This is a genomic window from Curtobacterium sp. PhB25 (genome assembly GCF_004365375.1).
Taxonomy (GTDB): Bacteria; Actinomycetota; Actinomycetes; order Actinomycetales; family Microbacteriaceae; genus Curtobacterium.
Window position 1 is genome coordinate 23,455 of record NZ_SODR01000002.1, and the last position, 17,586, is coordinate 41,040.

At 69.2% G+C, this 17,586-nt stretch carries 21 protein-coding genes and 1 riboswitch; of the genes, 9 read left to right on the plus strand and 12 right to left on the minus strand.

Features of this window, described 5'->3' with window-relative positions; translation table 11 throughout:
* Position 1 precedes the first annotated feature (1 nt).
* Positions 2 to 1,252 (plus strand): hypothetical protein, encoded by a 1,251-nt coding sequence (locus EDF51_RS04710; RefSeq protein WP_207906637.1) that lies wholly within the window; start codon positions 2 to 4, stop codon positions 1,250 to 1,252.
* 229 nt (positions 1,253 to 1,481) lie between these two features.
* On the opposite strand, the gene EDF51_RS04715 is transcribed toward EDF51_RS04710, so the two are convergent.
* Entirely contained in the window at positions 1,482 to 1,865 is a 384-nt protein-coding gene (locus EDF51_RS04715) for a HepT-like ribonuclease domain-containing protein (RefSeq protein ID WP_132099575.1), read from the minus strand.
* Positions 1,862 to 2,326, minus strand: a complete 465-nt coding sequence (locus tag EDF51_RS04720) for an XRE family transcriptional regulator (RefSeq protein WP_123938985.1) — start codon at positions 2,324 to 2,326, stop codon at positions 1,862 to 1,864. Before EDF51_RS04720 ends, EDF51_RS04715 begins: the two co-directional genes overlap by 4 nt.
* Before the next feature lie 103 nt (positions 2,327 to 2,429).
* Between EDF51_RS04720 and EDF51_RS04725 the strand changes: the two genes are divergently transcribed.
* On the plus strand, positions 2,430 to 2,894 hold the full coding sequence (locus tag EDF51_RS04725; protein ID WP_132099576.1) for a phage tail protein: 465 nt from the start codon (positions 2,430 to 2,432) through the stop codon (positions 2,892 to 2,894).
* A gap of 170 nt (positions 2,895 to 3,064) precedes the next feature.
* On the opposite strand, the gene EDF51_RS04730 is transcribed toward EDF51_RS04725, so the two are convergent.
* The gene (locus tag EDF51_RS04730; protein ID WP_111084949.1) at positions 3,065 to 3,352 is read right to left on the minus strand and encodes a hypothetical protein; all 288 of its coding nucleotides are present in this window, start codon (positions 3,350 to 3,352) and stop codon (positions 3,065 to 3,067) included.
* 271 nt (positions 3,353 to 3,623) lie between these two features.
* The gene (locus tag EDF51_RS04735) at positions 3,624 to 4,235 is read right to left on the minus strand and encodes an HD domain-containing protein (protein ID WP_132099577.1); all 612 of its coding nucleotides are present in this window, start codon (positions 4,233 to 4,235) and stop codon (positions 3,624 to 3,626) included.
* 137 nt (positions 4,236 to 4,372) lie between these two features.
* Between EDF51_RS04735 and EDF51_RS04740 the strand changes: the two genes are divergently transcribed.
* The gene (locus EDF51_RS04740; RefSeq protein ID WP_132099578.1) at positions 4,373 to 5,200 is read left to right on the plus strand and encodes a hypothetical protein; all 828 of its coding nucleotides are present in this window, start codon (positions 4,373 to 4,375) and stop codon (positions 5,198 to 5,200) included.
* Entirely contained in the window at positions 5,197 to 7,041 is a 1,845-nt protein-coding gene (locus EDF51_RS04745) for an amidase family protein (protein ID WP_134194053.1), read from the plus strand. Before EDF51_RS04740 ends, EDF51_RS04745 begins: the two co-directional genes overlap by 4 nt.
* Before the next feature lie 78 nt (positions 7,042 to 7,119).
* On the opposite strand, the gene EDF51_RS04750 is transcribed toward EDF51_RS04745, so the two are convergent.
* The gene (locus EDF51_RS04750) at positions 7,120 to 7,896 is read right to left on the minus strand and encodes an isocitrate lyase/phosphoenolpyruvate mutase family protein (protein ID WP_132099580.1); all 777 of its coding nucleotides are present in this window, start codon (positions 7,894 to 7,896) and stop codon (positions 7,120 to 7,122) included.
* A 161-nt stretch (positions 7,897 to 8,057) separates the two neighbouring features.
* Between EDF51_RS04750 and EDF51_RS04755 the strand changes: the two genes are divergently transcribed.
* From EDF51_RS04755 to EDF51_RS04765, 3 genes are all read left to right on the plus strand, one after another.
* Positions 8,058 to 9,326 (plus strand): hypothetical protein, encoded by a 1,269-nt coding sequence (locus EDF51_RS04755; protein WP_243698027.1) that lies wholly within the window; start codon positions 8,058 to 8,060, stop codon positions 9,324 to 9,326.
* A 116-nt stretch (positions 9,327 to 9,442) separates the two neighbouring features.
* Complete coding sequence (locus EDF51_RS04760; RefSeq protein ID WP_243692371.1) at positions 9,443 to 10,693, plus strand: DUF4041 domain-containing protein; 1,251 nt, start codon at positions 9,443 to 9,445, stop codon at positions 10,691 to 10,693.
* A 129-nt stretch (positions 10,694 to 10,822) separates the two neighbouring features.
* Positions 10,823 to 12,010 carry an aminotransferase class I/II-fold pyridoxal phosphate-dependent enzyme gene (locus EDF51_RS04765; protein WP_243648879.1) on the plus strand — a complete coding sequence of 396 codons (1,188 nt, stop codon included), beginning with the start codon at positions 10,823 to 10,825 and terminating at the stop codon, positions 12,008 to 12,010.
* A gap of 38 nt (positions 12,011 to 12,048) precedes the next feature.
* Here the strand turns inward: EDF51_RS04765 and EDF51_RS04770 are convergent, their stop codons facing one another.
* Positions 12,049 to 12,822 carry a methyltransferase domain-containing protein gene (locus EDF51_RS04770; protein ID WP_131878304.1) on the minus strand — a complete coding sequence of 258 codons (774 nt, stop codon included), beginning with the start codon at positions 12,820 to 12,822 and terminating at the stop codon, positions 12,049 to 12,051.
* Positions 12,823 to 13,227: 405 nt separating this feature from the next.
* Between EDF51_RS04770 and EDF51_RS04780 the strand changes: the two genes are divergently transcribed.
* The gene (locus EDF51_RS04780) at positions 13,228 to 13,608 is read left to right on the plus strand and encodes a hypothetical protein (RefSeq protein ID WP_134194055.1); all 381 of its coding nucleotides are present in this window, start codon (positions 13,228 to 13,230) and stop codon (positions 13,606 to 13,608) included.
* Between the two features lie 5 nt (positions 13,609 to 13,613).
* Here EDF51_RS04780 and EDF51_RS04785 read toward each other — a convergent pair whose 3' ends face one another.
* On the minus strand, positions 13,614 to 13,799 hold the full coding sequence (locus EDF51_RS04785) for a hypothetical protein (RefSeq protein ID WP_131878308.1): 186 nt from the start codon (positions 13,797 to 13,799) through the stop codon (positions 13,614 to 13,616).
* A gap of 83 nt (positions 13,800 to 13,882) precedes the next feature.
* Positions 13,883 to 14,371 carry a GNAT family N-acetyltransferase gene (locus EDF51_RS04790; protein WP_131878310.1) on the minus strand — a complete coding sequence of 163 codons (489 nt, stop codon included), beginning with the start codon at positions 14,369 to 14,371 and terminating at the stop codon, positions 13,883 to 13,885.
* A 68-nt stretch (positions 14,372 to 14,439) separates the two neighbouring features.
* Between EDF51_RS04790 and EDF51_RS04795 the strand changes: the two genes are divergently transcribed.
* Positions 14,440 to 15,324 carry a LysR substrate-binding domain-containing protein gene (locus tag EDF51_RS04795; protein ID WP_131878312.1) on the plus strand — a complete coding sequence of 295 codons (885 nt, stop codon included), beginning with the start codon at positions 14,440 to 14,442 and terminating at the stop codon, positions 15,322 to 15,324.
* Between the two features lie 40 nt (positions 15,325 to 15,364).
* Here the strand turns inward: EDF51_RS04795 and EDF51_RS04800 are convergent, their stop codons facing one another.
* From EDF51_RS04800 to EDF51_RS04815, 4 genes are read right to left on the minus strand one after another with little or no spacing between them, the layout of a single operon-like run.
* The gene (locus EDF51_RS04800; protein WP_111084959.1) at positions 15,365 to 15,619 is read right to left on the minus strand and encodes a hypothetical protein; all 255 of its coding nucleotides are present in this window, start codon (positions 15,617 to 15,619) and stop codon (positions 15,365 to 15,367) included.
* Positions 15,616 to 16,098 (minus strand): FBP domain-containing protein, encoded by a 483-nt coding sequence (locus EDF51_RS04805; RefSeq protein ID WP_166673494.1) that lies wholly within the window; start codon positions 16,096 to 16,098, stop codon positions 15,616 to 15,618. The genes EDF51_RS04800 and EDF51_RS04805 overlap by 4 nt, the downstream gene beginning before the upstream one ends.
* Positions 16,099 to 16,138: 40 nt before the next feature.
* Positions 16,139 to 16,876: a M48 family metalloprotease gene (locus EDF51_RS04810; protein WP_111084961.1), complete on the minus strand. Its 738-nt coding sequence runs from the start codon at positions 16,874 to 16,876 to the stop codon at positions 16,139 to 16,141.
* A gap of 13 nt (positions 16,877 to 16,889) precedes the next feature.
* A complete protein-coding gene (locus tag EDF51_RS04815; RefSeq protein ID WP_111084962.1) occupies positions 16,890 to 17,264 on the minus strand; it encodes a BlaI/MecI/CopY family transcriptional regulator in 375 nt (124 codons plus the stop codon).
* A gap of 196 nt (positions 17,265 to 17,460) precedes the next feature.
* Positions 17,461 to 17,566: riboswitch (glycine riboswitch) on the plus strand.
* Positions 17,567 to 17,586: the final 20 nt, after the last annotated feature.

Here is a 17,586-nt window from a genome sequence, read left to right on the forward strand (position 1 = left end):
GATGTCGTTCGGCCGCAGCGTCTTCGCTCCGAGCGCGAGTACCGAGCTGTCGAGCTGGTGGGCGCATCTCGCTGCGAAGTGGTCCTGGGATGATCCGACCCTGCTCCTGGGCCTCGTCACGATTGCTGTCACCGCACTCATTCCGATTTTCTTGTGGCGGCTCGGGTCGCGGCAAGCGGAGCGCGACGCTCTCCTGAACAAGTCCCAGGCTGCCACTCTCGAACGACAAGAGGGCATCCTTCGGCGACAGCGACGAGACTCGCTCCTCGAGATCGTCGGCCGCTCGTCGGACGCAGCGCACATCTCGCTCCTGTGGCGAGAGGTCGGTGAGTACGACGATGGAGACCGCGAACTCCTCCTCTCGGTATTCCGAACCAATCCTTGGCTCGCTCTTCCCGGTACGTCGTTCGGCGTTCGGGTGGAGGCCCGCCTCGACGACGTGATCGTGGAGCAGTACGTCAACGGGCTCGAACGTCGCTACTCGGAGGACGCCAGCGGGTATCGATCCTTTCCGGGACTCCTCGACTTTCTCGTGGCGGCGAGGGAACAAGGAACCCGAGTTGATGCATCTAGGATCACATCGCTCGTGACTGGTCAGGCTTCTGAGCATCAGCGTCCTGGGCACAGTTTCTTCCGCGCGTTGGTCGGAGTGTTCCCTGAGAGTGCGAGTGGATTGCTCAGGGCAGTGGAGGGCATCGACTCTCGCAGCGCGGGTGGCCTGCGACTGAACGTCCTCACGGGGACGCTGTTAGCGGTGAAGGACGCGGACCTAGGGCGACTTGGGCCTCGATCCGTCCCCCGCGACCGTGCCGTGGCGGAGCTACGTAGTTCACTGCCTGTTGCACTCGCTACCATGATTCATCGAGATAATTTGCGGTCCTTTGATCGCTGGTCGCTCAGCGGGTCGACAGAACCCGTCACAGCCACCGTCGCCTGGCTGATCAGGGCTGTTGGTTGGCTGAGTGACACTGACGATCACCTCGCCATGCGCATGACGCAGAACCTCGCCGATGCGATCCGCTCCGCGTCACGCGCCGCAGACACCCGCGGGTGGGGAATCGACGACGAAGACGTTCGAGTCGGCTTTGATCGGATCAAGCGCATCCAGCCGTACCTGTGGGCCGAATACGGTCCCGAACTTGAAGCCGCTGCCAGTTCCGTCGGCGCGTGGCGAGAACGTCCAACGAGTCGAGGGCTCCCTACCCAGCCGCCCCATTACCTGTCAGACGCTGCTGACCTCGGCGAAAAGTGAGCTAGCGGGTCCGTCCTCTCGAGCCTGGAATGGACTCAGCTTAGATGGACGGCCATTTGCACTGCAGGGATACTTTTCCGGAGCGGACGTCCCGTGATCCGACGATGCTCGTCAATCCCGGAGATCCGGCCGTTGTCGGCCTGAGTCTGCTGCTGGGCGTCGCAAGGATCAGCGAGAGCCTCGCCGAGGGCGAGCGCGACCGATGGGACGGCAACCGCCTTCGGCGCACTCAGTCCACCAGCGCGAGGATCACCGCTGGGACGCGGTGCTCGATCGCCTCCCAGATGATCTCCTTCCGCGCCTGCCGGTAGTCGTGCGAGAGGATGTTTCGCGTCTTCCTGACAGAGACGAGTGACAGGTCGGACGGAAGCCGGGCCTCCCTGTCGGCGGGAAGACGTCCAAGCAGGTCGTCGAAGTGGATGATGACGGCCTCAGCCGCTCGATACGTCAGGCTCCGAGTTGCGTCGAACTCGACGCGGCCGTGTTCGACGATCTGCGAACATTCGGCGAGCAAGTCGAGGAAGCTCGCCTGCAGCGACGGCCAGCGGTCTGCTGAGTCGGCTGAATCGCGATCGACGCGTTGCCGTGGGGTGAACCGGGGCGGTGGGGTCACAGCGGCACTGCTTCGTCGAGCACGTGCGCGAAGTGCTCGTCGTCCTCGAGGTCGTCGGTGAGGACGTCGACGTCGAAGCCGGTGATGGTCTCGACCTCGTGGGCGAAGCCGCCGAGGTCGAACAGTGATGCGGCTGGGGTCAGGTGTACGAGCAGGTCGATGTCGCTGTGCTCGGTGTCCTGCCCGCGGAGCGTTGAACCGAAGACGCGAACGTTCTCGAGGTGGAACCGCTTCGCCTCGTCGAGGATCGCGTCGGCGTAGACGGCAAGAGGGATGCTCGGGCGCGTGTGCGCAGCAGTGAGGATCCGCTGGAGCGACTCGAGCCGCGGCTGCTTGCGTCCGCTCTCGTACGCGGAGATGGTCGGCTGCTGCATCCCGGCGGCGGCGGCGAGGCTGGTCTGTGAGAGGCCCAGGTCTTCGCGGGCAGCGCGGATGAGTTCTGCTGCACGTTCGACTCGCATGGGCACCTCCATCTATAGCTCTCGACTATATATGTGTCGAGCTCGCTCGGGAAGGTGTGCGGTGGACTAGATTCGGCTCGTCCGAGCGCCTGAGGAGGCCCCCATGTCGTACGTCGTCGACTTCGTGAACGTGTCCACGGTGGGTCTGGAGTCCTCGCCGGTTGCCGATGCACTCGCCGGGCTCCGGGCCAACGAGGCGCGGTACTTCGCGAACAAGTACGACCACGTGTTCACCACGCACGCCGCAGCTGACGTGCCGGACCTCGTCGAGTACGTGCGGCGGGTGCTCGAGGAGGAGCGCGGGCTGGTCATCGCGTCACCACCGCTCGAAGCCACGGAAGCGCTCGTCGACGGTGTGCGATGGACGTACGTGTTCTACGAATCCGGTCTCGCGATCAACGTGCTCTACACGCTCGAGCCGGGTGGCAAGCGTGCAGTTGGCTTCAAGCTCTCCGACGGCATGGAGGTGCCCGAGGAGCTCGCCGACAAGTTCAAGTTCGCGCGGCAGAAGTCGAAGCTCGCCGGCACGATCCGCGGCTCGTTCTTCGTCGTGAAGGGCGAGTACTGACGTCGGTCCGCGCGAACGGTGCGAGGTTCCGTGCATGGTGCGACGGTCACGGCCCCGCACCATGCACGGAACCTCGCACCGAAGCGCGGCACGCGGCACGCGGCACGCGGCACGTACGACGAAGCGCCGCCGGGGAGCCCGGCGGCGCTTCGTGTTCGTCCTGGTGGAGCCTAGGCCGCGAGGGCCATGTCGCCTGCGTGCACGGACTGTGCCTGCAGCAGGGTCCGGCTGGCCTCGCCGGCCCAGGAGCGGCCCGGGACGGTCCAGCCGGCCTCGCCGACGGCATCCAGACGGGTGCCGCGGGTGACGAAGGTCTGCAGGTCGTCGGCCGCGATGCGGACGAGGTACTCGCGCTGCGAGCGGTCGTCACGCACGGGGAACTCGGCGATGCGGTCGGGGGTGATCGTCGGGGCCGCGAGTGCGGTCCCGAACACGGTGATTCGTTCGTTGCTGGTCATGGTGCTGTACTTCCTGGTCATTCGGCGCCAGGGCGACTCGGTGTCGGCGGACGTCTCAGTCCGGCGCGACGCATCGAGTGCGGGGCGCGCACGTCGAGTTTCAACGTGCTGCTGATCCGTTCGGATCAAGCGGTGGTCTCGGTTGGAATGCGACTCGGGTGAGTCGGTGTCGAGACGTTGGTGTGCGCGAGTCAGATGGGTTCGCTGCAGTGCACCAAAGAAACACTATACGGGCCCGATGCCGAGAAGTCCAGCGGACCGGCAGATCGACTCAGGAGGCCAGGAACGCGTCCCATCGCGAGCCACCTGCAGCCACGTTGCCGGAGCCGTCGAGCCGAGCAGCGGCCGAGGTCGGCTTGCGCGAAGCCTGCGCGTGGATGAGCTCGTCGAACGAGCCGGAGAATCCGAGGCGGGGCAGTGCGGTGGCGACCGCGTGCAGGTCCTCCGTGGACCACCTGGAGAACCCGGCACCGGAGACGTCGAGCGAGGTGGCGACCTCGAGCAGGTGCCCCTCCACGTCGACCGCGGGGTCGACGGAGGTCCACATGTGCCGCTCGATGACCTCGCCGACGCGTCGAGCGCGCGCTGCGTCCCACCCGGCGCCGAGGGCGAAGACGGAGCCCACGGCACCACCAGCGTCTTCGAACGGCACGTCGTGGGCATCGAACGACGGTGTGACGCCGAGGTCGTGCAGCATCGTCGCGACGAACAGCAGCTCGGGGTCGGGCTCGAGGTCGACGGTCGGGGCGAGCAGGACCGCCCACGCCCACGAGCGCAGGCAGTGGTTCACCAGCGCGGGGGAGGACCAGGTGCGGACGACGTCCAACGCCCGTGCGGCGACGGGGGAGGGCGGGGTGAGCAGAGCTTCGACGTCGAGCGACATGGCACGACAGTAGCGGTGCGACGGAGCCGTAACGGCGCGGAAACGTGCCGGGCCCGAGCCGGAAACAGCGCACCGTTAGCTTTCGGATCACTGAGTACCCGCTCAGCACCCGACCTCCTCCCGAAGGACCTGCACCCATGCAGCACCGCCTCCGGCTGCGCCCCCGCGCGACGATCGTGTCCTCGACACTCGTCGCCGCCGGGGCGATCGGCCTCGCCGCCCTGACCGCCTCGCCGGCCCAGGCAGCACCGACCGCGACGACCGCCACCATCGACGCCCCCACCACCGCGACCGTCGGCACCGCCTTCGACGTCGACCTGACGATCCCGGCGACGACCGACGTCTACGCCTACGAGATCACCCTCGACGCCGACGCGGACTCCGTGTCGTACGTGGAGGACAGCGTCACCGGTCCCGACGGCGGCTTCGACAGCGTCGAGCAGGACGGCGACGCCCTGACGATCGTGCACACCCGGCTCGGGACGTCCCCGGCGCTCGACGGCGACCTCGCTGCCTCGATCGGCCTGACGCCGACCGCACCGGGCAGCGTCGACCTGGCGGTCACGAGCATCACGCTCGTCGGCTCCGACGGCACCTCGACGACGCTCACCGACCCGGCGAGCATCTCGATCTCGATCGCTGCAGCAGCGACGGCCACCCCGACGCCCACCCCGACGGCCACGCCCACCCCGGGCGCCACCGCCACGGCCGACCCGGGCACCGGCGCGGGCGACCCCGAACCGACGACCACCGCCGGCCCGAGCGACCCCTCCGGCCCGACCAGCGGCGCCACCGCCGTGGCCGCAGCGGGTGGCGACCGTCCGACCGGCGGCGAACTCGCCTGGACCGGCGCCGACGTCGCCCCGTGGATCGCCGCGTCGCTGGCCCTCCTCGCCGCTGGCGGGACCCTGATCACCCTGCGTGCGCGCCGCGCCCGCCGCGAGCGCACCGGAGCAGCAGAATGACCGCCACCAGCCGGAAGCGCACGGCCGTCGCCGGCGCCTCGCTCATCGCCCTCGTCGGCACCGTCCTCGCCGCGACCCCCGCGATCACGGCCGCAGCAGCACCGGCAGCTGTGGACGCCAGCCCCGCCGCGATGCTCGCGCCGTACTACACGGACCTCGACCTGACCGGCGACGACCAGGTCACGAAGGCCGACCTCGCGGTGCTCACCGAGCACCTCGGGGCCACGAGTGCCAGCGGTGACTGGGCGACGGTCAGCGCCGCGGACACCGACGCCGACGGCACGATCACCGTCGCGGACCTCGCGGCGCTGTCCCAGCGGATGATCTACGACGACGGCCCGTTCACGCTCGTCGAGGCGTCCACCATCGACATGCAGGCTGCGATGAACGCCGGGGTCACCACCTCGGTCGCCATCACGCAGGACTACCTCGACCGCATCGCCGCGTACGACCGCACCAAGGTCGACTCCGCGTCGACCGGCCGCGCGCTCAACTCGATCGTCACGACGAACGCCGAGGCCCTCGCCGCCGCGAAGACGGCGGACACCGAGCGTGCCGAGCACGGCATGACGAGCATGCTGCTGGGCGTGCCGATCGCGGTGAAGGACAACTACGACACCAAGGACATGCCGACCACGGGCGGCTGCGGCTGCTGGGACGACAACCAGACCGACACCGACGCCACCATGGTCGCCGGACTGCGCGGTGCCGGTGCGGTGATCCTCGCCAAGGCCAGCCTCGACGAGTTCGCCTACGGCTTCGTCTCGGAGTTCTCGTCGAACCAGCCCGCCGGCTCGTCCCTGCTGGTCGCCAGCCCGTACAACACGGCGCAGACCGCCGGTGGCTCCAGCGGTGGGACCGGTGCGGCGATCGCGGCGAACCTCGCCGGCATCGGGTTCGGCACCGACACTGGGGGCTCGATCCGCATCCCGTCGACGTACAACCAGCTCGTCGGCATCCGCCCGACGGTCGGCCTGGCCAGCCGCGACGGCATCATCCCGCTCGCACTGTCGCAGGACACCGGCGGGCCCATCGCCCGCTCGGTGACCGACGCGGCCGTCGCGCTCGACGCCGTCACCGGCGTGGACGCGGCCGACCCCGTCACGAGCGCGCAGTCCGGCAAGGTGCCGACCTCGTACACGTCCTCGCTCGACGCGGACTCGCTCGACGGCGCCCGCATCGGCTACGTCACGAGCATGGTCGGCACGAACGCCACGGCCAAGCGACTGTTCGACGCGTCCGTCGCGAAGCTCGAGGCCGCTGGCGCGACCGTCGTCCCGATCACCGCGACGACGGCCTTCAACCGGGTCCTGTCCGAGGGCAGCGGCAGCACGAACGAGTTCAAGCACGACCTGGACGAGTACGTCGCGAAGCACCTCGACCCCGACGTGACCGCCCGGTCCCTGCAGGGCATCCTGGCCTCGGGCGAGTACGTGCCGAGCCGCAAGTCGACCTACGAGTCCCGCGACCTGATCACCGACGCGCAGTACCAGGCGTGGGCCGGGCCGACGGGGTCGCACACGACGCAGCTCGCCACCGGCAAGCAGCTCGTCACGCAGATGCTCGACGACCAGGACCTCGACTCGCTCATCTACCCGTCGGGCACGCCCTACGGCACGCAGTCGACGAACATGCGTCTGAGCCCGAACACCGGCATGCCGGCGATCACCGTCCCGATGGGGCAGGCGACCGCGGCCGACGGCACGATCACCGGCGCCGGCGTGAACCTCGAGTTCCTCGGCCGCTCGTTCGACGAGAGCACGCTGATCGGCCTCGGCTACGCCTTCGAGCAGGAGACGAAGGCGCGCACCACGCCCGCGCTGTACCCGGCGCTCGGCTGAGCTGAGCGGGTCGCGATCGCGACCACATGCAGACGGGAGGCCCGGTGCCAGCTGACACCGGGCCTCCCGTCCGCTCCGTCAGTTCAGGGTCGGGGTGTCCTCCGGCACGACGCCGTCGGCGTACAGGTCGGTCGCCAGGTCGCGGAGCGCGCGCAGCGCGACGCGCTGCGTGAGCGGACCGTAGGAGATGCGGGCGACGCCGAGCGCCTCGTACTCGGCGGCGGGCAGGGCACCCGGCAGGCCGATGACCGACAGCTTGCCGCGGCCGAGGCCTGCGACGAGCTGCTCCACGACGTCGCGCTGGATCGCGCCGGGCACGAAGACGAGCGCGGCGCCGTTGTCGAGGAACGCCTTGCCACGTGCGATGGCGTCCGCGATGCTCTCGTCGATCGAGCGGTCGCCGCCGCGGGCGATCGCGTCGGTGCGGGCGTTCAACTGGAAGTCGACGCCCTCGGCCTGGGCAGCGGCCGTGATCGCGGCGACCCGGGCGACGGCCTCGTCGAAGGGGCGCAGACGGTCCTCGACGTTGGCGCCGACGATGCCCGAGCCGATCGCGCGGCGGATGGTGTCGGCGGGGTCCTCGTAGCCGTCGTCGAGGTCCGCGGTGACCGGCAGGTCGGTCGCGGCGGCCACGACCGCGGCGCCCGACAGCGCGAGGTCGAGGGGCATCCCGCCGTCCTCGTACCCGTACGACGCAGCGATCGAGTGCCCGGCGGTGGCGATCGCCTTCGTGCCCGGCAGGTCCGTGACGACCTTCGCGGTGATCGCGTCCCACACGTTCACGACGCGGAGGATCTCCGGGGCTTCGTGCAGCTGTTTGAGGGTGGTGGCCTTGTCGGCGGTGCTCGTGCTCATGGGACCGACAGTAGGCCGACGGGGCGGGCAGCGCCGAGCGGTCAGCGAAGCTGGACCGATCAGCCGGACAACGCGGAGACCGAGAGGAGCTCGCGTCATGCCGTAGATGAAGTTTCAGTCATGGATAGGCTTCCGTTGTCAGCACCTTGGGAGGTCCACCAGTGGCACGGAAGCGCGGATTCTTCGCGGAGATCCAACACCAACAGCGGGTCGCGGAAGCAAACGCTGCTCGAGCGCAGCGACAGCAAGCGGCGGTAGTGCGCCAGCAAGCGGCGGCCGTCGCTGCGGTGGAGCGCGCTCGTGCGCAGGCGGAGCGTGCGAATGCTGCTGCCGCTCGCGCCACTGACGCGGAAAGAAAGCGCCTCGAACGCGAGGCGCAGGCTGCCTACGGTGAGGCGCGCAAGGCAGAGGCCGATGAGCTGAACGCAGAGGTCCAAGCGATCAACGAAGCCATTGCGAGCCTCCTCGCTGCAACGCTCGACGTTGACGACCACGTCGATCTCGAAGAGCTCAAGCGCACGGCAAACCACCCGCCGTTCCCGCACCCAGATCTCGAGATTCCGCGCCCCCGTCCGCTTCCCCTTGTTCTGCCGCCGCAGCCGGTGTGGCAGGAACCGCCGGCCCCGAAGGGGATGTTCGGAAAGAAGAAGAAGCACGATCAGCTGAAGCAAGAGTGGTGGGCCGGTTTCCAGGCCGCGTCTGCTGAGTGGGAGGCACTCCGTGCCTCCTTGCCTGAACGGCAGGCTCAAGCGGACCGGCAGCACAACGAGATCGAACAGCGTCGGGTGGAACTCCTCGGCGCTGAGCGAGAGCGCTACAACGCTGAATGCCGACTTGGCGAGGCTGAGGTTGCGGAGCACAACGGTGAGATCGACGCGCTGATCGCCGGACTCGGCTACGGCGTTACCGAGGCTGTCGAAGAGTACGTCGACATCGTGCTGGCCAACTCCGTGTACCCGGACGCCTTCGAAGTGACGCACCAGGCTGAGTTCGATGGAAGTACGTCCGAGGCGCTCATCCGGGCGGTGACTCCGGCGCCGGACGCGGTCCCGGCCGTCAAGAGTTATCGCTGGGTGAAGGCCAACGACGAGATCGTCGGCAGCCCCGCAACGAAGAAAGACATCAACGAGCGGTACGGCGACGCGTTGGCGCAGGTCGCACTGCGGACGCTGCACGAGGTGTTCGAAGCAGATCGCCGCGGCATCATCCAGACGGTGGCACTGCAGGTCGGACCGGCGACGAAAGACCCTGCGACCGGCCTGGATCGCTTCTTTCCGCTCGTCGCCGTGAGCGCCTCACGGGACCAGTTCACGGCGTTTGACCTCACGGGGGTTGTGCCGTCGGCGACACTGGAACTCCTCGGAGCAGCTACCTCGAAGAATCCTGCTGGACTCGTCGTCGTTGACCCCGGCGGGGTGCGCCGCTCGTGAACGTTGGACGTCGGTTCAACCCGCCTCCGGGCTGGCCTGCGGTGCCGGTGGGATGGACGCCGCCCCCGTCTTGGACCCCTCCCGCCGACTGGCCCACCCCTCCTGAGGGGTGGGAATTGTGGCTCGGAGAAGGTGATCCGGCTCCGTCGCCAGATGCTCATGCACCGTCCGGTCAACCCTCGCTTCCGAGTCCTGCAGAACCTGCGAGCACGGCTGTTGTCCGCGAGCGCCGCTCGGCACGCCTGAAAGCCGACGGGGACTCCCGCGACGAGAAGATCCATTCGCTCGAAGCCACGATTCGGGACCTCCGTGCTGCCCTCAACTCGGGCCCCGACGAACAAGTTGTGCCGCTTGATGATGAGCGGGTCCTCCAAGAGGTCGGTATCTACCGTTACCATCATCCCCTCGAAGATGCGGCCGCCTACAAAGAACGGTTGAAGGACATCGAGGCACGGATCGCCGGTCTCGTCCGCTCCGGTCGGGCGATCGAACGCTCGAACATGTTCACCTTCGACAACTCCCTCGCGAAGGGACGGAAGATGACCGATGATCTGTCAAAGCTGATGCTCCGCGCGTACAACGCCGAAGCTGACAACTCAATCCGATCACTTCGTGCGGGAAATGCGGAGACAGCGAAGCGTCGACTCGAGAAGTCACGCGATGCCATTGCGAAGCTCGGTTCGATGATGGAGATGCGGATCGCTCCCGCGTTCCACTTACTTCGCGAAGAAGAAATCGAACTCACGGCTGACTGGCTGATGAAGAAGCAGGAAGAGCGTGAACGGGAGCGCGACGAGCGAGCGCAGCTCCGTGAGGAGCGGCGCGTTCAGCAGGAGCTCGACGCCGAGCGTGAGCGACTCGACAAAGAACGCGCGCTCATTCAACAGACTCTCGCGCAGCTACACCGCAGTGGGCAGAGTGACGCGGACCTCGAACATCGCCTGCTCGCCATCGATGACGCCATCGCTCAGAACGACTTCCGTGCTGCCAACATCCGGGCGGGTTACGTCTACGTGATCTCGAACAGGGGCGCATTCGGTCCGGACGTCGTCAAGATCGGTTTGACTCGACGACTTGAGCCTCTGGATCGTGTGAGCGAACTGAGCGGAGCCTCAGTGCCGTTCCGATTCGACGTGCACACGATCTACTTCTCCGAGGACGCCGTCACCCTGGAGACACAGCTCCACCGGCACTTCGCGGCCCGGGCACTGAATCAGGCCAATTCCCGCAAGGAGTTCTTCTTCGCTACTCCAGCAGAGGTGCGCGAGGTCCTCTTGCAGAAGGTCGGGGCGCTCTTGGAATTCCGGGAGGATGCCGATGCCACGGAGTACTTGCAGTCAGTAGGCGCTTGGCCGTCTCGCCCCTGAACCCAGCCGGCTCGCATTAGGCGCTGGGGCCCGAGGCGGGGCGGCTCCCGGCCGCGAGCCCACCCGAAGACGACGTGGGATGACGTCGGGAGTCGCGCCGGGCCTCCCGGTCGGTGCATGCTGGGACGCATGGCGAGCGACGAGCAGGACCCGGTCGGCACGCTCCGCGGGGTCCGTACGAGCATCAAGTGGACGCGGTACGCGCCCGACGTGCTGCCCCTGTTCGTCGCCGAGATGGACCACGACGTCGCGCCGGAGATCCGGCAGGCCCTGATCGAGCGCGTGTCGCAGTCCGACCTCGGCTACCTCGACGGACCCGGGCCACTCGCGCCCGCGTTCGCGCAGTTCGCGCTCGACCGCTGGGGCTGGGAGATCGACCCGTCCCGCATCCACCTGGCCACCGACGTCAGCGTCGGCATCGTCGAGTCGCTGCGGCTCGCGCTGCCCGACGGCGGTCGCGTCGCGATCACGCCGCCGGTGTACCCGCCGTTCTTCGAGCTCGTCGACGAGGCCCGATGTCAGGTGGAAGAGGTCCCGCTGCTCGAGCAGTGGGGGCAGTACCGACTCGACCTCGAGGGACTCGAGCGGGCGTTCGCGAGCGGGGTCGGCGTCTTCCTGCTCTGCAACCCGCACAACCCCGTCGGGCTCGTGCACGACCGCGCCGACCTGCTCGCGATCGCCGAACTCGCGGCGAAGTACGACGTCCTCGTCATCAGCGACGAGATCCACGCACCCCTGACCCACCCCGGCGTGCAGTTCACCCCGTTCGCGGCCGTCGCCGAGCCCGTCGGAGCCCGCAGCGTCTGCGTGACCTCGGCGAGCAAGGGCTGGAACCTCGCGGGCGTGAAGTGCTCGATCATCGTCGCCGGTGACGACCGGACCGCCGCACTCCTCGACACCCTGTGGGAAGAGGTCGCCTGCCGCACGAGCATCCTCGGGCTGCACGCGAACCTCGCCGCGTTCACCGTCGGGACCACCTGGCTCGACGACGTGGTGTCCCGGATCGTGGCCAACGACCGGCTGCTCGCGAAGCTCCTCGCCGAGCACCTGCCCGGTGTCGTCTACACGCGGCCCCGAGCCGGGTACCTGGCCTGGCTCGACTTCCGCGGGATCGGGCTCGGCGACGACCCGGCCGTGCCGCTGCGTGAGAACGCCTACGTCGCGCTGAACTCCGGGCTCGGGTTCGGGAGCGAGGGGCGTGGGTTCGTCCGCCTCAACCTGGCGTGCTCACCGGAGACGCTGCGCGAAGCCGTGTTCCGCATCGCCTCGGCGTACCCGTCGAGTGCGCAGGAGGGGCTGGTCTGGCACGTCGCGTGAGCGCGTGACGGTGATGCGGCCAGGAGGCCCGGTTCGGCTCAGGCAGGTCGGCGCGCCTCGATGAGGTGGCGCGTCGAGTGCGCCACGAACGGTCCGTCCCGCTGGATCAGCTCGTGCAGGTCCAGCAGGCGGTCGCGGTACCGCTCGACGGTGAAGTCGGGCACCCACCAGATCACCTTCCGGAGCAGGTAGACGACCGCGGCGACGTCGTGGATCTCGATCCGGGTCCGCGCGGTCCGCAGCTCGACGACCTCGAGTCCGGCGGCACGTGCCGCGTCGGCTTCGTCGTCGTGGTGCCGGCCGCGCCGCTCGACGGGCTTCGGGCCGAGGAAGAACTCGATCAGCTCGAAGACGCTCGCCGGGCCGACGTGCTGGGCGAAGTACGTGCCACCGGGAGCAAGGACCCGGGCGATCTCGTCCCAGTGGATCGCAGCGGGGTGCCGGCTCGTCACGAGGTCGAAGGCGCCGTTGGCGAAGGGCAACGGCGGCTCGTCCGGATCGGCGACGACGACCACGCCGCGTGGGTGCAGGAGTCGCGTGGCGGTGGCGACGTTCGGCGCCCAGGACTCCGTCGCGACCGCGGCGGCCGGGAACGCCGGCGCCTCGGCGAGGACCTCACCACCGCCGGTCTGTACGTCGAGACTCGCGGTGCCGGAGACCCCGGCGAGGTGACCGAGTCGCTCGCCGAGCATCTTCGCGTAGCCCCACGGCGGGCGTTCCTCGATGGCGCGGCCGTCGAGCCACGAGAAGTCCCAGCCGGTGACGTCGGCGGCTTCGCCGATCGCGATCAGGTCGTCGAACGTGGTGCGCATGCCGTCCATGGTGGCGTCTCGCCGGTGCGAGTGCCAACCGCTGTTCCTCCACAGCATGCCCCGGCTGCAGCCCGTCCACAGATCACCACGGCGCTCCCGGATCGCACTCCGCGGGCCGCCACGGTCGGTGGATGCAGACATACGAGCCGTCCTTGTCCAGCCGCGATAGGCAGACTTGCCTAGTCCTGGTTGGCGAACTACGGTGAAGCGCACGGAGTTGCTTCGCCGGCTCGCGCGGAAGGCTGACGAGAACGATGTCGCGTTCGTGTTCCACCGTCACGGCGGGAGTCACGACCTGTTCCGCTTCGGTCGGAACACGATCGTCGTCCCGAGGCACCGAGAGGTGGAGGAGATGACGGCGCGCGGCATCCTCCGTGACTGCGACCGAGAAGGAGATGGGCGACGATGAGCCGACACACGGTGCGAGCTGAGCGCGGCAAGAAGTACTGGGTGATCTGGATCGACGGGGTCATCCGGACCCAGGCGAAGCGCGAGCGTGAGATCGAGTTCATGGCCCGCGACTGGCTCTCGTTGATGAACGACGACCGCGATCCGGAGTCCTTCGAGCTCGTCGTCGAGGTGGCGATGCCCGAAGCGGCACAGGCGCACCTGGACCGCGCGGTGGCGCTCCGCGAAGAATCCGAGCGAGCGCGCATCGAGGCAGCGAAGGAGACGGCCGCGGCGGCGCTGATCCTGCACGAGTCCGGACTCACGGTGCGTGAGATCGGACCGCTGCTCCACGTGTCGCACCAGCGAGCACAGCAGTTGGTCGCCGCCGCTCGCTGACAGGGTCAGTCGATGTACTGATCGCGCCCGACGACGCGGATCTGCAGGTCGTCGGTGCGGTCCATCGCCAGGATCTCGCGGGCGACGAAGCCGACGGCTGGCCAGCGGTCGACCTCGGTGACCATGAAGCCGTCGATGAACACCTGCCACACGCCGCGCTCACGGACCGCCTGCACTTCGTACGTCGCCATGCCGCGAGCGTACCGAAGCCTCCGGTCCGCCGTCAGTGCCGCTCGAACGTCAGTGCCGATCGAACGTCAGCGCAGCTCGAACGTCAGCGCAGCTCGAGCGTCATGTGCACGTCGGCGCGGACGTAGGGGCTCGGGACGAGCTCGTCCTCGCGCAGGTGCCGGAAGCCGAACGCCTCGTACAGGTGCACGGCGCTGGCCAGCTGTGCGTTGCTCTCGAGGTCGATCCGCTGCGCGCCGAGCTCCCGGGCGCGGTCGAGTGCAGCGGCGATGAGCTTCCGACCGGTGCCGTGCCCCTGATGACCGGGCGCGACGGCCATCTTCACGAGCTCGAACACCCCAGGGGTCGTCGGCGCGATGCCGATGCACCCGATCACCTGGTCGTCGAGTCGCGCGACGAAGACGGCGCCGCCGGGCTCGACGACGTGACCGACGGGGTCGCCGAGGAACTTGCGGTCCTCGTCCTCGAGCGCGAAGAACTGCGTGATCCAGGCCTCGTTGAGGACACGGAACGCCTCGGCGTCAGCGGGGGTGGCGAGGTCGGCGATGGTGACGGTGGAGGTCGCTTCGGGCATGTGTCCATCCTCCGACCCGGATGAGGTCACGTCCAATACTCGTTCGCTTCGATCGATAGGCTGCGTGCATGGATCGGGATCCGGACGTCGACCTCCGTCAGCTCCGCGCGTTCCTCGCCGTGGCCGACGAACTGCACTTCGGACGCGCTGCCGAGCGCCTCCGCATCGCGCAGCCCGCGCTGTCCCAGCAGATCCGCCGCACCGAGCGCGAACTCAGCGTCGACCTGTTCGTCCGGACGAGCCGCAGCGTCGCCCTCACCGCCGCCGGCCAGGTGCTGCAGGGGCGCGCGCGGTCGTTGCTCGGGCAGGTGCGCCGCGATCTCGACGAGACGGTGCGGGTCGGGCGGGGCGAGGCCGGCCGGCTCGACGTCGGGTTCGTCGTCTCCGCGCTGCCCCTCGGGCCGATCGAGCGCGTGCAGGCGTTCCGTGCGCGGTACCCGCTGGTCCGTGTGGACCTGACCGAGGGTTACTCGTCGACGCTCCTCGCCCGGATCGTGCGGGGCGAGCTGGACCTGGCCGTCGTGCGCGACCCGGACCCGGACCCCGCCGTGCGGCTGCTGCCGTTCCGGACCGAGGCGTTCGTCGCGGCGGTCCCACGCGGACACCGGCTCGCCGACCGGACGGCGATCCGAGGCACCGAACTCGTGGACGAGCCGTTCGTGTTCTTCCCCGCCGTGGCCGGTTCGCTCGCGACCGAGCGGAACCTCGCCCCGGTCACCGCCGGTGGCAGACGGCCCGTGGTCGTGCAGGAGGCCACGACCTGGGCCACCGTCCTGCACCTGGTGGGCGCGGGACTCGGCGTGACCGTCGCTCCGGAGAGTGCCGCACTCGCCGCACCGGACACCGTCGTGCTGCTGCCGCTCACCGACAGCGATCACCGCAGCGAGCTGTCGTGGGCGATGCGCGCCGACGACGACCGCGAGATCCTGCGGAACTTCGTCGAAGCCGACTGAGCGACGCCGACTGAGCGACGCCCGGCTGGAAGCGCTTCGCTCAGCCGAGCGCGAGCACGGGCGCCCGGTGGTCGCCGAGCTCGTCGACGTGCCACGGCCGTGCACCCCGCAGGGTCAGCCCGAGCTGCACGAGCACGAACCCGACGTGGGGTTCGACGTCCGGGTCCCACGGCCCTTCGACCCCGAGGCCGAACGCACCGAGTTCGTCATCGGCCTCGTCGCGGAGGGTGAGGCGCCAGCGGCCGTCGCCGAGTTCCTCGACCACGGCCCAGCGGGCGGTGCCGAAGCGGCTCACGTCGACTTCATGATGTCCGCGGTGAAGTTCTGCACGCGCTGCAGCAGCGAGGCACCGCGCATCGCGATCGTCGCCGGCGGGTTGAGGTGCGGAGGAGCGGTGCGGATGAGCATGGAGCACCCGAGGTCCTCGCAGATGTAGGTGCCGATCGTGTTGCCGTTGCGCCCGGCCTCGCCCGCACGGGGTGCCGAGAACAGCCGCACCTGCGTCGCCGGCTGGGGGGAGTGGCAGAACGAGCACATCGCGGCGATGCCGGCGCGCAGGGACCCGCCCGCGGACCGGACGATGATGCCCACGGGGCGGTCGTCGATCCAGGACACGATGTACCCGCGGCGGGCGGCCTGCGGGTCGCGCCAGCCCAGGAACTCGCGCTCGTCCCAGAGCATCTCGTGCAGGCCGGGGATCGGCAGCTGCTCGAGCTCGTCGGGGGTGGCGTTGACGAACGAGGATCGGATGTCGGCTTCGGTCAGTGGCTTCACGGTCCGATCACCATATGCCTCGCCTCCGACACGTGCTCGCTCAGGACAGACGGGAGGCCCGGATTGCCCCGAGCGCGCTGCTCTCGTCCGCCACCAGGACGGCCCGGCGCAGGGCGTCGCGTCCGACACGTCGGGCTGCGGCGTCGTCGGCGGCGAACTCCACGAGGACGCGCGTCGAGCGCGCCATAGCGCGCGCACCGGGCACCCACGGGACCGCACGTTCGATCGATTCGGCGACCGCGACCGCAGCCGCGTGGTGCTGGGTCAGGTGGGCGCGCTCGTGGGCGACCACCGCCTCCAGTTCGTCCGTCCGCAACCGGTCTGCCAAGCCGGTGCTGACCAGCACACCGCCGCTCCGCCCGGGCACGGCGCAGGCCAGGGCGTGGTCCGCGTCGACGACGGCCACCGGGGTGCCGTCGATCTCGCGGTGCGGCGCGACGCCGGAGCGCATGGCCTGGCGGACGGCCTCGTGCTCGGGCCCGGGCCGGACGCGGACGGCGACGACGAACGCGATGACCGCGAGCAGTGCAACGCCGACGTTGAAGCCGTGCGTGGGGGAGCCGTCACCGCCGAGGAGCTCGGTGAGCGGGCGGTCGGCGAGCACGACGAGGGCGATGCCGGCGACGAACCCGACGACGCCGAGCAGCACCGCGAGCGACCAGCAGACCAGGGCGGTGCGCGGGCGGTCGATGGTCCACGCGGATCGGGTCAGCACCCTCGGTGCGAACACGACCACCAGCAGGGCGAGGACGATGAGCGCGATGCCGGCGACGACCACGGAGCGACCCCGGTCAGGAACGTGCGCGGGCGTCGAGGGCGCGGCGCAGGGCCTCGAGGTCGTCGGAGGCGAGCGAGCCGGTGAACTGCAGCAACGCTGCTTCGCGGTCGGCCGAGGCGGCGAGCGCACTCGACATGAGGGACGCGGTCTGTTCGTCGCGACTGTGCACGGCACGGAAGCTCAGCGGGGCGTCGTCGTGCTCCTGCCGCTCCACCTGGCCCTTGCGGCCGAGCCGGTCGAGGACGGTGAGCACGGTGGTCAGCGCCGGCCGGGGCTCCGGGAAGGCATCGAGCACCTGTCGTGCGGTGAGGCCGTCGGTCACGGAGCGGAGCGCGTCGAGCACCGCTTGCTCGAGCTGCCCCCTGGGGCGTGATCGCTGTCCGGCCATCCCCGCATTCTACGAGATGTCGAAGGCCGGTACGCGACACACGTTCGTAACGCGGTCTCGGTATGCTCGGCGCGGACAACTGAACACACCGGCCGCTCATCCGTCGCGGGAGACGCCCTGCACGTGCCCTCGGGCGCACGCACGGCACCGAAGGAGCAATCCCCCCGTCAATCTCTCAGGTCCCACACCGCAGCGGACAGGCCACTCTGAAAAGCAGACGCTCAGTCGTCTCGCCCACGGTGAAAGCCGCCGGACCTCACGGGCCGCGGTGAAACTCTCAGGCCCATGACAGAGGGGGAGTTCCACCCGGCGATCGTCGCCG

What these genes read in the sequence shown, in the direction of transcription:
- EDF51_RS04710 (WP_207906637.1), top strand. Translation starts at nt 2, where the DNA reads ATGTCGTTCGGCCGCAGCGTCTTCGCTCCGAGCGCGAGTACCGAGCTG.
- EDF51_RS04720 (WP_123938985.1), bottom strand. Translation starts at nt 2,326, where the DNA reads ATGCGAGTCGAACGTGCAGCAGAACTCATCCGCGCTGCCCGCGAAGAC.
- EDF51_RS04725 (WP_132099576.1), top strand. Translation starts at nt 2,430, where the DNA reads ATGTCGTACGTCGTCGACTTCGTGAACGTGTCCACGGTGGGTCTGGAG.
- EDF51_RS04730 (WP_111084949.1), bottom strand. Translation starts at nt 3,352, where the DNA reads ATGACCAGCAACGAACGAATCACCGTGTTCGGGACCGCACTCGCGGCC.
- EDF51_RS04735 (WP_132099577.1), bottom strand. Translation starts at nt 4,235, where the DNA reads ATGTCGCTCGACGTCGAAGCTCTGCTCACCCCGCCCTCCCCCGTCGCC.
- EDF51_RS04740 (WP_132099578.1), top strand. Translation starts at nt 4,373, where the DNA reads ATGCAGCACCGCCTCCGGCTGCGCCCCCGCGCGACGATCGTGTCCTCG.
- EDF51_RS04745 (WP_134194053.1), top strand. Translation starts at nt 5,197, where the DNA reads ATGACCGCCACCAGCCGGAAGCGCACGGCCGTCGCCGGCGCCTCGCTC.
- EDF51_RS04750 (WP_132099580.1), bottom strand. Translation starts at nt 7,896, where the DNA reads ATGAGCACGAGCACCGCCGACAAGGCCACCACCCTCAAACAGCTGCAC.
- EDF51_RS04765 (WP_243648879.1), top strand. Translation starts at nt 10,823, where the DNA reads ATGGCGAGCGACGAGCAGGACCCGGTCGGCACGCTCCGCGGGGTCCGT.
- EDF51_RS04770 (WP_131878304.1), bottom strand. Translation starts at nt 12,822, where the DNA reads ATGCGCACCACGTTCGACGACCTGATCGCGATCGGCGAAGCCGCCGAC.
- EDF51_RS04780 (WP_134194055.1), top strand. Translation starts at nt 13,228, where the DNA reads ATGAGCCGACACACGGTGCGAGCTGAGCGCGGCAAGAAGTACTGGGTG.
- EDF51_RS04785 (WP_131878308.1), bottom strand. Translation starts at nt 13,799, where the DNA reads ATGGCGACGTACGAAGTGCAGGCGGTCCGTGAGCGCGGCGTGTGGCAG.
- EDF51_RS04790 (WP_131878310.1), bottom strand. Translation starts at nt 14,371, where the DNA reads ATGCCCGAAGCGACCTCCACCGTCACCATCGCCGACCTCGCCACCCCC.
- EDF51_RS04795 (WP_131878312.1), top strand. Translation starts at nt 14,440, where the DNA reads ATGGATCGGGATCCGGACGTCGACCTCCGTCAGCTCCGCGCGTTCCTC.
- EDF51_RS04815 (WP_111084962.1), bottom strand. Translation starts at nt 17,264, where the DNA reads ATGGCCGGACAGCGATCACGCCCCAGGGGGCAGCTCGAGCAAGCGGTG.